Origin of the sequence: Nonomuraea antimicrobica, assembly GCF_039536965.1 — a bacterium.
In the GTDB taxonomy this organism is placed as follows: domain Bacteria; phylum Actinomycetota; class Actinomycetes; order Streptosporangiales; family Streptosporangiaceae; genus Nonomuraea; species Nonomuraea antimicrobica.
The window spans coordinates 1-12312 of the sequence record NZ_BAAAZP010000100.1 but is presented as its reverse complement, the minus strand read 5'-3'; the positions used below and the strand labels follow the sequence as shown (position 1 = coordinate 12312).

Annotated in this window: 10 protein-coding genes; 3 read left to right on the top strand and 7 right to left on the bottom strand. The window is 72.7% G+C overall.

Features of this window, described 5'->3' with window-relative positions; all coding sequences use genetic code 11:
* Window positions 1–199: 199 nt before the first annotated feature.
* The 3 genes from ABD844_RS27625 to ABD844_RS27615 are packed head-to-tail and all read left to right on the top strand — an operon-like array spanning window position 200 to window position 4174.
* Window positions 200–3175, top strand: coding sequence for a nitrate- and nitrite sensing domain-containing protein (locus tag ABD844_RS27625; RefSeq protein ID WP_344884094.1), 2976 nt, complete (start codon window positions 200–202; stop codon window positions 3173–3175).
* Entirely contained in the window at window positions 3172–3522 is a 351-nt protein-coding gene (locus ABD844_RS27620; RefSeq protein WP_344884091.1) for a DUF742 domain-containing protein, read from the top strand. Before ABD844_RS27625 ends, ABD844_RS27620 begins: the two co-directional genes overlap by 4 nt.
* The gene (locus ABD844_RS27615; RefSeq protein WP_344884088.1) at window positions 3503–4174 is read left to right on the top strand and encodes a GTP-binding protein; all 672 of its coding nucleotides are present in this window, start codon (window positions 3503–3505) and stop codon (window positions 4172–4174) included. Before ABD844_RS27620 ends, ABD844_RS27615 begins: the two co-directional genes overlap by 20 nt.
* Here ABD844_RS27615 and ABD844_RS27610 read toward each other — a convergent pair.
* From ABD844_RS27610 to ABD844_RS27580, 7 genes are all read right to left on the bottom strand, one after another.
* Window positions 4164–5093: a LysR family transcriptional regulator gene (locus tag ABD844_RS27610; RefSeq protein WP_344884085.1), complete on the bottom strand. Its 930-nt coding sequence runs from the start codon at window positions 5091–5093 to the stop codon at window positions 4164–4166. The two genes, ABD844_RS27615 and ABD844_RS27610, sit on opposite strands and share 11 nt — an antisense overlap.
* Window positions 5094–5171: 78 nt before the next feature.
* Entirely contained in the window at window positions 5172–5840 is a 669-nt protein-coding gene (locus ABD844_RS27605; protein ID WP_344884082.1) for a proteasome activator, read from the bottom strand.
* A 134-nt stretch (window positions 5841–5974) separates the two neighbouring features.
* Window positions 5975–7558: an ABC-F family ATP-binding cassette domain-containing protein gene (locus ABD844_RS27600; RefSeq protein WP_344884079.1), complete on the bottom strand. Its 1584-nt coding sequence runs from the start codon at window positions 7556–7558 to the stop codon at window positions 5975–5977.
* Window positions 7559–7704: 146 nt separating this feature from the next.
* Window positions 7705–8541, bottom strand: a complete 837-nt coding sequence (locus ABD844_RS27595) for a hypothetical protein (RefSeq protein ID WP_344884076.1) — start codon at window positions 8539–8541, stop codon at window positions 7705–7707.
* A gap of 291 nt (window positions 8542–8832) precedes the next feature.
* Window positions 8833–11247, bottom strand: a complete 2415-nt coding sequence (locus ABD844_RS27590; protein WP_344884073.1) for a M4 family metallopeptidase — start codon at window positions 11245–11247, stop codon at window positions 8833–8835.
* Window positions 11248–11437: 190 nt separating this feature from the next.
* Complete coding sequence (locus tag ABD844_RS27585; protein WP_344884070.1) at window positions 11438–11977, bottom strand: hypothetical protein; 540 nt, start codon at window positions 11975–11977, stop codon at window positions 11438–11440.
* A 99-nt stretch (window positions 11978–12076) separates the two neighbouring features.
* The coding region (locus tag ABD844_RS27580) for an aromatic-ring hydroxylase C-terminal domain-containing protein (protein WP_486348544.1) at window positions 12077–12312 on the bottom strand (236 nt) is incomplete at its 5' end.

Here is a 12312-nt window from a genome sequence, read left to right as displayed (position 1 = left end):
CACGAATTGTGTGCTGACAAACAGTCAACCCACCATTCGCGATGTTTCTTCGCATCCGTACCTTGAAGTACATCTGCCCCATCGGCATAGTGGACGAACCACAGGCGCACCCAGTCGTGGCCGGCAACCTCGGGGGGCGACGGCACGTTCACGGCTGCTCGGCAGCGCATCACCACACGCGCGGAATTGGACATGAAGGATGAGCTCGCCCCCGCCTATCCGTACCAAGCTGCTCAGGATCCTCCTGCTTCCGCTGGTCTCCATGGTGGCCTTATGGGGGTTCATCGCGTATTCGGGGGTGGATGAGATCGTCACGGTCTCCCAGACGCAGGACCGCTGGGAGGCCATCGGCTCGCCCGTGCTGCGGCTGATCGTCGAGTTGCAGCGCGAGCGCCAGCTCTCGGCGGAGGCCGTCGGCGGCACGGCCGGCCACAAGCCGCTCGCGGACCAGCGGCAGGCCACGGACGCGCAGGTCAAACGGCTGCGGGAGATCATCGGGGCCATGGACGTGGACGCCGAGGGCGGCGCGGCCCCCGCCCAGGTGCGCGCGATGGTGGAGGCGCTGGACGGCCTGCGCACGCTGCGCGACTCCGCCGACGGAGGCGTGCTGGTGCCGCCGCTGACCGTCATCGAGGCGTACAACAGCTTGATCTCCGTGGCCAACCGGCAGTTCACCGACCGGGACGCGCTGAGCGACGTCTCGTCCTACCGCGCCATACGCGGCATGGCGGCCTACCAGTCCACGGCCGAGTACCTGGGCCGCGAGCACGCCGTGCTCACCAGCACGATCGTGCACCGCAAGATGACCCCGACCGACCGGGCCGCGTTCGTCTCCGCCATGACCAGCCGCCGGCTCGTCTTCGCCAACGCCGAGCGCGACGCCGGGCCCGAGCTGCGGGCGGACTACGACAGGCTGGTGGACAGCCCCGAGTACAAACGCCTGGTGGCCGTCGAGGACGAGCTGTTCAGATGGGACACCAACGGGGCCCCGCCGGTGGACCCCCAGGAGTGGCGCAGTGACACCGAGACCATCCTGGGGGAGATCAACCGGGGCGCCCAGGCCGAGCTGACCCGCTCGGCGGTGGCGGCCGAGGAGCAGAAGACCGGGGCGTACTGGGGGGTCGGGCTGGTCCTGCTGCTGGGCCTGGCGGCGGTGCTGTTGTCGCTGACGCTGTCGTACCGGTTCGGCCGTTCGCTGGTCGGCGAGCTGCGGCGGCTGCAGGGCTCGGCGGTGGAGCTGGCCGAGGAGCGGCTGCCCCGGCTGGTCGAACGGCTGCGCCGCGGCGACGACGTGGACCCGGCCACCGAGGCTCCCGGGCTCGACCCGGCCGACACCGCCGAGGTCGATCGCGTGGTGCACGCCTTCTCCGCCGTAGGCCGCACGGCGGTGGCGGCCGCGGTGGGCCAGGCCGCGCTACGCAAGAGCGTCGGCCAGGTCTTCCTCAACCTGGCGCGGCGCAACCAGGCGCTGCTGCACCGCCAGCTCGCGATGCTGGACACCATGGAGCGCCGGGTGGACGAGCCGGAGCTCCTGGAGGAGCTGTTCAAGCTCGACCACCTGACCACCCGCATGCGGCGGCACGCGGAGAACCTGATCATCCTGTCCGGCTCCTCCCCCGCGCGCCGGTGGCGCGACCCGGTGCCGCTGTTCGACGTGGTACGGGCGGCGGTGCTGGAGGTCGAGGACTACACCCGCGTCACGGTCGTGCCCATGCCGGACGCCCCGCTGCTGGTCGGCGCCGCCGTCACCGACGTGATCCACCTGGTCGCCGAGCTGGTGGAGAACGCGACCGTGTTCTCGCCGCCCAACACCAGCGTCCACGTGCGCGGCGTGGTGGCGGCCAACGGGCTGGCGCTGGAGGTCGAGGACCGGGGCCTGGGGCTCAACGAGGCCACCATGGACGCGTTCAACGCCCTGCTGGCCGACGTGCCGGAGTTCGACCTGGCGGACAGCGACCGGCTCGGGCTGTTCGTGGTGTCCCGGCTCGCGGCCCGGCACGGGATCAAGATCATGCTGCGGCGGTCGCCGTACGACGGGACGACCGCGATCGTCCTGCTGCCCTCCGCGCTGCTCGCGACCGCCGAGCCCGCGGCCGTCACCGCCGGACCCGCGAACCTCCCCCGGCACGCGGCCCTCGCCCAGTCCCCGAACCGCACACCGTCCCAGGAACCGTCGCCGGACCCCACGCGACCTCCTGGCTTCGCACAGTTGCCTGACCTCACGCGATCTCCAGGCTTCGCACAGTCGCCTGACCTCACACGATCTCCAGGCTTCGCACAGTCGCCGGACCTGACGCGCTCTTCGGGCTTCGCACCGTCGCCGGACCTCACGCCGTCGCCTGGCTCAGGGCCGGTCCGGGCGTCCGGGCCGGGCCCGGAGCCCCTGCGGGAACGCGCCGCGCCGTCCGGCCCGCCCCGCGACTGGAGCGTCACGGTGCCGCCTCAGGAGGCCGACGAGGACCTCGACGGGTTGCCGATGCGGATACCACAGGCCCACCTGGCCCCCCAGCTCCGCACCCCCGAGCGCACCTCCGGGAGCGCCCCCGACGGCGCTCCCGACGGCGCCCCGGCCGTGCCCCGAGCGGCACTTCGGGCCGTGCTTCCGGCCGCACCGAGCTGCGCACGGGCCCGCGCCGCTCGCCGGAGGAGCTCGCCCAGCTCATGTCGTCCATGCAACGCGGCTGGCAGGAAGGCCGCCGGCAGGCGAGGCAGGAGCAAGACACGTGGAACGGAAAGGACGACCACCCCGATGGCTGACCCCAGAACCGAACTGAGCTGGCTGCTCGACGACCTCATCCAGCGCGTGCCCGGCATCCGGCACGCCATCGTGCTGTCCGCGGACGGCCTGTCCGTGGGCAGCTCGCGCGGGCTGACCAGGGAGGACGCGGAGCACCTGTCCGCCATCTCCGCGGGCAGCCACTCCCTCGCCATGGGTGCGGGACGGCACTTCGCGCTGGGCGGCGTCCGGCAGACGATCATCGAGATGGACGAGGGTTTCCTGTTCGTCACCGCGGCGGGCCAGGGCGCCCGGCTGGCGGTGCTCGCCACGGCGGACGCCGAGCTGGGCATGGTCACGTACGAGATGGCGCTGATGGTCAAGCGGGTCGGCGAGCACCTGTCCGCGCATCCGAGGGGAGCGGCACCGGCACCGGCCTGGAACGGCGCGAGACAGTGACCGGGGAGGATCCCGGGCCGCTGATCCGGCTGTTCGGGCTGACCGGGGGCAGGGCGCGCCCGCAGGGGGAGGCGTTCGACCTGGTGGCCATCGTCACGACGGTCGGCGACGCGGCCGAGCCCGCGGACCTGATCCCCGAGCACCGCGCCGCGCTGTCGCTGTGCCGTAGACCCACGCCGGTGGCGGACGTCGCCTCGCACCTCGGGTTGCCGCTGAACATCACCCGGGTGATCCTGGGTGATCTGCGGCGGGACGGCCTGGTCATCATCGAACGACCGCGTCCCGCCGCTCAGACGTTCGACGAACGCCTCTACAGGGAAGTGCTGCATGGACTACGCAGCCTCTGAGCCGGGGACGACCGCGGTCTCCTCGGCCTTGGCCATCAAGATCCTCATCGCGGGCGGGTTCGGCGTCGGCAAGACGACGATGGTCGGCACGATCAGCGAGATCCGCCCGCTGCACACCGAGGAGCTGCTCAGCGACCGGGGCGTCGGGGTGGACGACACCTCGGGCGTGGAGTCCAAGAGCACGACCACGGTGGCGCTGGACTTCGGCCGGATCACCATCCGGGACGGGCTGTGGCTGTACCTGTTCGGGACGCCGGGGCAGGAGCGGTTCTGGTTCATGTGGGACGAGCTGGCGCTGGGCGCGCTGGGCGCGGTCGTACTGGCCGACACCCGCCGTCTGCAGGACTGTTTCCCTGCGGTGGACTACTTCGAGCAGCGCGGGATCCCGTTCGTGGTGGGGGTGAACTGCTTCGACGGCGCCCGCCGGTACGAGCCCGCGAAGGTGCGGCGGGCGCTCGGGCTGAGTGAGCGCACCCCGGTCGTGATGTGCGACGTGCGCGAGCGCGGGTCGGTCAAGGAGGTGCTGACGACGCTCGTGACGTACGCGGTGAAGGGCGTCACACCCGGCGACACCATGGAGGGCGTGACGCCCGGCGGCGCCGTGGAGAGCGCGACGCCCGGCGGCACTGTCGAGGGCGGGGCTACCGGGTGAGCGCGATCCGGCGGAGCGCCCGGGCGAGGAGTGCCACGGGTTCCGGCAGCGGGCCGGGCAGCCGGGCCAGGAGGAGGCGGCGCTGCTCGTTGGGCCCGCCCCGTACGGGCAGCACGCGCACCCCGGACGGCACCACACCGGTCAGCAGGACGGGCACCGTGGTCAGCCCGCAACCGGCGGCCACGAGGCCGAGCTTGGCCAGCCAGTCGCGGGCGGAGTGCGCGATCTCGGGGCGTTCGTCCAGCCCCGGCCAGACGCCCATGCCGGTGCTGTCGCCCGCGCCTCCCCCGGCGGCGGTGCCCGAGCCCGCGATCCAGCGCTGCCCGTGCAGGTCGGCGACGTCGATGTAGTCGCCGCGGGCCAGGGGGTGGCCGGACGGCACGGCCACGCACAGGCCCTGTTCGTCGAGGATCTCGGTCTCCAGGGCCGGGGTCTCGGTGTCGGGCGGGCGGAACGGCGGCCCCGAGCCAAGCAGCGCGAGGTCCACCGTGCCCGCGCGCAGGGCGCGGACCAGCGCGGGCGTGCCGCCCTCCCGGCTCTCGACGGTGATGGCGGGATGCGTGGCCCGCAGGGCTTCGAGCGCGCGGGGCACGAGGTCGGCGCCCGCGCTGGCGAACCAGCCGAGGCGTACGGTGCCGGGCTCCTGGGGTAGCCCGGCCAGTTCGCGCGCCCCGGCGTCGATCCGGTCGACGATCGCGGCGGCGTGACGGAGCACGACGCGCCCGGCCGGGGTCAGGCGGACGCCGTCGTGGCGGCGTTCGAGGAGGGGGGCGCCCGCCGCGCGTTCGAGCGAGGCGATCTGGCGGGAGACGGCGGACTGTGTGTAGCCGAGGGAGGTGGCCGCGGCGGTGAGCGTGCCGCGCTCGGCCACCTCGCGGAAGACCCGCAGCGCGGTGAGCGAGGCGTCGGTGAAGGCCATGACGGTTACGCATACTATCGCTCCGCCCATCCCGCCCACCTCATGGCTGTGCGCCGCGCTACCGGGCCGGGGAGTCGGTCAGAGGTATCCCGCGTCGGGCCTCGTCTGCCGGCCGTGGGGATCGGACGAGTGCGGGGCGTCCGGGTGGTGTATGCCCCGTTGCACGGTCATCCCGACCCTGATGCCCTGGAACACCCCTTCCAGCCATCCCACGAGCTGGCTGTGGGCGATCCGGACCTCCGACTGGCTGAGGGTGTGGGACGGCTCGGGCAGCAGGCGGTCCAGCTCGTCCCGCAGCTCGGGGGCGACGGAGTCGCCGATCTCCGCGACCACCCGCGCGTGGAGGTGCCAGAGCTGCTCGCGGGTGTGCTCGTCGAGGGCGAGCCCGCGGGCCTCGTCGAGCAGCGAACGGGCCATGGTGCTGACCCGCAGCAACCTCGCCGGCTCCCTGACCCGCCCGATCTCGGCCTCCAGCGACGCCACCCGAGGATCGCCCGCACCATCCGCGTCCGCCCCGCCGCCCACCCGATGACCGGACGCACCATCCGCTTCCGTCTCGTGGTCCGTCCGGCCGCGCTCTTCCGGCCGGTCGGGGACTCCTGAACCATCGAGCAGGGCCGGACCGTCACGCCCGCCCGCCCGACGCTGGCCGTCTGTGCCCTCGTCCGGCACGGCACCGTCCCTCCCGTCGGGCCGGTGAGGGGTGTCGGGGCCTTCGCGGCGGGGCGGGTGGGGTGTCGATGTCATGTCGCCGTCCTGTGGGTCGCTGATCGCCCGAAGGCGCCGGTCACGAGGGACCCCCTGCCCGCGTATCCACGGCTCACGCCCGTACGGTCGGGGTACGCCCGGCCAAGAAGCTCATACCGTGCGGAGGCCGGTCACTAGGCCAGGGTGATCAGGTCGGCGTACCCGTCGTTCCACAGGTCCTCGACCCCGTCGGGCAGCACCAGCACCCGCCCAGGACGCAGCGCCTCGACGGCCTCCTGATCGTGCGTGACCATGACGACCGCCCCTCGGTACGCCGACACGGCCGCCAGCACCTCTGCCCGAGACGCCGGGTCGAGGTTGTTGGTCGGCTCGTCGAGCAGCAGCACGTTGGCCCGCGAGCTGACCAGCCCGGCCAGCGCCAGCCGGGTCTTCTCCCCGCCCGACAGCACCCCGACGGGCTTGTCCACGTCGTCGCCGCCGAACAGGAACGATCCCAGCACCGCCCTGGCCTCACCGTCGCTCAGGTGCGGGGCGGCCGCCGCCAGGTGCCCGCCGACGGTGTGTCCCGGGTCGAGGGTGTCGTGCTCCTGGGCGAAGTAGCCGAGCCGCAGCCCGTGCCCGCGCACGACCCGCCCGGAATCGGGCCGCTCCTGCCCGGCCAGCAGTCTGAGCAGCGTGGTCTTGCCCGCGCCGTTGAGCCCGAGTACGACGAGCCTGCTGCCCCGGTCGACGGCCAGGTCCACGCCGGTCAGCACGGGCAGGTCCCCGTACGACTTGGCCAGGCTGATCGCGCCGAGCGGCGTGCGCCCGCTGGGCGCGGGCTCGGGCAGCCGGATGCGCGCGACCTTGTCGGCGCGGCGCACCGGCCGGGCCTCGGTCAGCATGCGGTCGGCGCGGCGGGCCATGTCCCTGGCCCGGACCGCCGTGGACGACCTGGCGCGCATGCGGTCGGCCTGGGCGTGCAGCGCGGCGGCCTTGCGCTCGGCGGCGGCCCGCAGCCTGGCCCTGCGCCGGTCGCCGGCCTCGCGATCGGCCAGGTACGCGTGCCAGCCGGTGTTGTGCACCTCGAGCGCGCCCTGCTCCAGGTGCCAGACCCGGTTGACCACCCCGGCCAGCAGCCCGGTGTCGTGGCTGATGAGCACCAGCCCGCCGGAGTAGCCGGTCAGGAACGTACGCAGCCAGGCGACGGAGTCACCGTCGAGGTGGTTGGTCGGCTCGTCGAGCAGCAGGACGCCCGGCTCGGCGAACAGCACGCGGGCCAGCTCGACGCGCCGCCGCTGCCCGCCGGACAGGGTGCCCAGCGGCTGGTCCAGGACCCGTTCCGGCAGGCCGAGCCCGGCGGCGACGCGGGCCGCCCCGGCTTCGGCCGGGTACCCGCCGCGGGCCTGGAACTCGGCCTCGGCCCTGGTGTAGCGGGCCATCGAGCGTTCGTCGCCCGACGCGGCGAGCGCGGCCTCTGCGGCCCGCAGGTCGCGCAGCGCGCGATCCAGGCCGCGGGCGGACAGGATGCGGTCGAGCACGGCGGTGCCCGCGCCGGCGGCGGCGGGGTCCTGCGGCAGGTAGCCGACGGGCCCGGTGCGGACGATGTCACCGGCCGCGGGCTGGAGCCGCCCGGCGAGGGTCTTGAGCAGGGTGGTCTTGCCCGCGCCGTTGCGGCCGACCAGGCCGACGCGGTCGCCGGGGGCGACGTGGGCGGTGACCCCGGACATCAGGAGGCGGGCGCCGGCACGCACGTCGACGCCACGGAAGGTAAGCATGAGAACTCGCTCCGGAACAACTAGAGGACACACGGGTGGCGTGGAAGCTGGTGTCCTGGCTAGGAGATCCGGGGCGTTGACATGCGGTCAGTTTATGGGCGGGCCGCACGGGCCCGCCACGAGATTTCCGGCCGCCGGGTGCGGCGTCAGTTCCAGATGCCGGGCATCTTGCCGGGCACGCGGTCCTTGACCTCGCTCTGGTCGATCGCGTCGCCCTCCAGCGGGAGCTGCACGGTGACCTCGCGGCCCCAGTCCGCGTAGCGGGTGTCGGACTCGACGTGCACGGTCCGGTTCTGGATGGGCAGGGACGCCTTGGCGGACACCCGCTCGACCAGGCCCTTCTCACCGAACCAGAGCGTGTAGGTGATCTTGCCGTCGCGCTTGGCGGTGAACGACTTGCCGTAGAACGCGGCGAAGGGCGCCGACGCCTTGGCGAGCTTGCCGGCCTTGACGCTGCCCTTGAGGATGCCGCCGCTCCAGGAGGTGCGGGCGGCGATGAGGGTCTTGAGCGTGGCCGGGTCGAGCGCCTCTACCACCAGGTTGCTCGGCGGCAGGATGACCTTCCGGTAGCGGACCCAGCTCTCGCCCTGGATCAGCGCCTGGTCGACCACCGGGCCGGAGACGTAGCTCAGGCCGCCGGAGGAGACCATCCTGATGGGTCCCTCCTGCAGCGCCTCGGTCTCCTCCGGGCTCGACTTCTTCAACTGGCCCAGCAGCTTCTCGCTGTACTGCAGGGTCTGCCCCAGGTCGGAGGCGACGGGGCCGCGCGGGCCGAACCCGACCGTGCCGTCCAGCGCGGAGGTGGCCACCAGGCCGGCCGCGTACGTCACCTTGGCGGTGGCCGTCAGGTTGACGGCCTTGCCGCGGGCTAACTGGGACTGGAGCGCCTTGACCGGGTCGCTGGTCAGTGCGGCGTGCGCGGGCGCGGCGGAGAGCTGCACCATACCCGCGACCACGGCGACACCGACGATGGTTCGCTTCATGGTTTTCCTTGGGAACGGTCCTGAAAGACCCGAACAATCTGGTGCATCAAAGATCGCCAGTCAAGCCGAATCGGATTATCCGGGCGAACCGGTCTGGATGGCCCCCGCCTCCGCTGCCAGCCGCCGCCGGTGAACCGCGGTCGCGGGCCCAGGAGAGGCAGGGCCGCGACCGCGGCGTGCCACCGCGTACGGGCTGGTCATGGCAGGTCAGCCGGTACGCGGCGGCCGGTTTCGCCGGGCCGGAGGCAGCCGGCCCGGCGAAGACCGCTCACCGGGGATGAGCCCGGGAGATCAACTACGTGCCCAGAGGGCGGGCACGCCGGGCGGCTCCCAGCCCGGCAGGCTGGTGTGCCCCTGCAGGCACCGGTACGACACCCCCTCGTACGTCACCACGTCACCCGCCGCGTACGCCGTGTACGGAGCCCAGGTGGTGCCCTGTCCCCCGGCGACCGTCAGGCTGAACGTGGCCGACCGGTCCACGCCGGCCCCGTCACCGTTGAGCCTGACGGCGTACGTGCCCGGGGAGACCCCGGCGGCGGTCGAGAGCGTCACCGTGGACGACTGCCCTGACGTGATCGTCTGCGGGTCGAAGGCGACCGTCACGCCCAAGGGCACGTCGCCCGCCGACAGGGTCACGCTCTGCGCCTGCCCGGAGGTGACCTGCGTGGCGATGGTGGCGGTGGCCGCCTCGCCCGCCGACAGGGTCACGCTCTGCGCCTGCCCGGAGGTGACCTGCGTGGCGATGGTGGCGGTGGCCGCCTCGCCCGCCCGTACCGAGGCCGAGGCGGGGCTCACGGTGAAGGAGTAGTCGTTCTGCGAGGTCTGCCCGATCCGCAGGTTGTAGGCGGCCTGCCGGTCCACGTCGACCCCGTCGGCGGTGACGGTGACGGCGTGGTCGCCCTGCGGGCTGGACGCGGAGGTGGCGAGCGTCAGCGTGGCGGTCTGGCCCGCGGTGATCGTCTCGGGGGTGAAGGAGGCCGTCACGCCGGCGGGCAGCGTCCCGGCGCGCAGGGTGATCGACTGCGCCGAGCCGCCGGTGACCGCGGTCCTGACCGTGGCCGTGGCGCTCTGTCCCGGCGTGACCGTGCCCGAGGCGGGATCCAGGGTCACCGAGAAGTCGTTGCCGGTCTGCGCGCACGTCGGCTCGCCCGTCTGCGCCCGTACGCTGACGCCGTCCCAGGCGCTCTTGACCACGTTGAACTCGGCGCAGCTACCCGGATAGAGCGTCTTGGCCGCCTGCAAAGTCGCGACCCTGGCCTTGGCGTGCGTCCACGGCTGCGTCTTGGTGTTCAGGGCGGACATGAAGACCTCGCCCGCCTTGCGGACGCCGATGCCGGTGATGGCCGCGCCGCCGTCGCACCGGGTGCTGGCCGGTTCGCCGGACGGGTTGGTGCCCTCGGCGGCCAGGTAGAACCAGTGGTTCTGCGGCCCGGCCGCCGCGTGCACCTCGGTGCCGGGGATGGAGGCGCTGTAGCAGTTGGGGTGCCCGAGCGCCGACGGGTTGTACATGTTCCTGATCGGGCCCTGCCCCGAGAGGTTGACCTCCTCGCCGACCAGGTAGTCCGGCGGGTCGTTGGGGTTGGCCGCGTACGCCTCGGTGAGTGCGCCGAAGATGTCGCCGGTGGACTCGTTCAGCCCGCCGGTCTCGTTGCCGCTGCCCGCGCCGCCGCCGGTGAACTGGAAGATGCCGTGCCCGAACTCGTGGCCGACCACGTCCATGGAGGTGAGCTGCTGGGTTCCGGCGGAGTTGCGGCCGAAGGAGGCGTAGGAGCCGTTCCAGTACGCGTTGACCGCGTTCAGCCCGACCCGGGAGGGAAAGCCGCCGCCCTGGCCGTTGATGCCGTTGCGGCCCAGCCAGGTGCGCAGCATGTCCCATTCGCGCTGCGCGCCGTAGAGGGCGTCCACACAGGCGGTCTCCAGGTTCGCGCCCTGGCCGTCGCCCCAGGTGTCGGTGGTCTTGGTGTACGGGGTGCCGTTCTGGCCGCCGCACTGGACGCCGGGCCTGCCCGGGTCGCGCATCGTGTACGACGGCGACGTGTCGATGGTGACGGTGCCGTTGTAGTAGCCGTTGCCGGTGCCGTCGCGGACCTCGTCCCATTCGTCGATGACCTTGCCGGTGAGCGCGTCCACGTACACGTGGAGGCGAGTCTCCCGGCCGGCCCCGGTGGCCCCTGACACCACGGCCTCGTACGCCAGGCGGGGCTCGGCGGTGGCGGCGTGCACGGACAGCACGGGAGTGGCCACGCTCGCGGGCCTGGCGACCCTGGCCCGTGCCGTGACCGCGGCCGCCGCCGCGCTCACCTTCGGCCGGGTGCCCACGGCTATCTCGGTGCGCTGGCCGGTGGTGACCGTGCCGATCACCGATCCGGTGGCGTCGGTGGTGACGATCGCCTCGCCGCCGTACACGGGCAGGCCCGCGTGGGTGCGGGCGTAGGTGAGGTACTGCAGGCCGCGGACACCCTCGACGGCCGAGGTCAGCGCGAACGCGTCGTGCTCGGAGGCTCGCAGCGCCGCCGGCTCCGCCAGGACCGCGGCGCGCGCGGTGGCGATCGCGTTCCTGCGCTCGTCGGGGCTCGGGGGGTCGGCCGCCTGCGACGCCCGGACCATGGCGCTCGTGGCGCTCGTGGCACCGGCCGCCCAGGCTTGGCAGACAGGCAGGGCTAACGCGAGCAGTGCGGCAGCCCCCAACCTGAGTTTGGGGTTCACTCTCTGGCTCCTCAGGGGGGTGTGGAGTGGAAGAGCCCCGGCCGGCTGGGGATGCCCTCAGGTTGTCATCGGTCAGGTGGGCCTCGGTAGCCAACAATTTCCCATAACACCGTGATATGACGGCTCCGAACTGGGATTTCGCGGGCCCCGAGGCCGAAAGAAAGGTAAAGAAGCTTTCCAGTAAGGGGCCTCAGGCGGGGAAGTCCTTCGGGTTGATGTGCCGGGTCCGCGCGTTGCCGCCCTTGACCGCCTTGAGGGTCAGCGTCCAGATGGTGCTGGACCTGGACGTCGTGACGAACTTCAGCCGGTCGTCGAAGCGCTGGTAGGCGGCGGAGCGCGCGAACCGGCCCTTGGAGGTGTTGAAGCGGTAGCCGGTGGTGAAGTAGATCCGGTAGGTGCCGTCCTTGACGTCCTTGATGCTCGCGGTGGACTTGGCGCGCACGTAGATGCTGATCGCCTTGGAGCTACCGCGGACCAGGGCGACGACGCCGTCCTTGGTGGTGCCGTTCTTGATCTTCAGGACGCCCTCTCCGCCGCTGATGCGGTCGTAGAGGATCTTGCCGTTGCTCGGGCGGGCCGCCGCCGCCGAGGCGACGGTACGCTCGCCCGCTAACGCGGTGGCGCCGGCAGCGGCGGCGCCTGCCGGAGAGGCGGTCACCAGGCTGCCCGCCAGCGCGACCGCGGCGATGACGCCGGTACGCAGCGCGGTTCCGTCGAGTGGTCTCTTCACGATCAACATCTCCTTCGTGACGCTTGGTCACGGGTAAAGATAGAAGATCCCCACCTGAACCGATACCGAGTATTTCGACGGCGTGGTCCGTCGGGGACGTCAGTTGCGGGCAGGGTGGGCGCCCGACGGGGAGCCGCCCCACCGCGCCACCGCCGCCGCCGTCCGCGCGGGCAGATCGGCACGGTCGTCGCCGGCCCAGGCCACGTAACCGTCGGGGCGGACCAGCAGCGCGCCCGGCAGTCCTGGTACGGGCGGACCCGCGTACCGCGCGACCGTGACCCCGCCGACCTCGCCGACCCCGGCGACCCCGCCGACCCCGAGCCCGGCCGCCGGGG

What these genes read in the sequence shown, in the direction of transcription:
- ABD844_RS27625 (WP_344884094.1), top strand. Translation starts at nt 200, where the DNA reads ATGAGCTCGCCCCCGCCTATCCGTACCAAGCTGCTCAGGATCCTCCTG.
- ABD844_RS27615 (WP_344884088.1), top strand. Translation starts at nt 3,503, where the DNA reads ATGGACTACGCAGCCTCTGAGCCGGGGACGACCGCGGTCTCCTCGGCC.
- ABD844_RS27610 (WP_344884085.1), bottom strand. Translation starts at nt 5,093, where the DNA reads ATGGCCTTCACCGACGCCTCGCTCACCGCGCTGCGGGTCTTCCGCGAG.
- ABD844_RS27605 (WP_344884082.1), bottom strand. Translation starts at nt 5,840, where the DNA reads ATGACATCGACACCCCACCCGCCCCGCCGCGAAGGCCCCGACACCCCT.
- ABD844_RS27600 (WP_344884079.1), bottom strand. Translation starts at nt 7,558, where the DNA reads ATGCTTACCTTCCGTGGCGTCGACGTGCGTGCCGGCGCCCGCCTCCTG.
- ABD844_RS27595 (WP_344884076.1), bottom strand. Translation starts at nt 8,541, where the DNA reads ATGAAGCGAACCATCGTCGGTGTCGCCGTGGTCGCGGGTATGGTGCAG.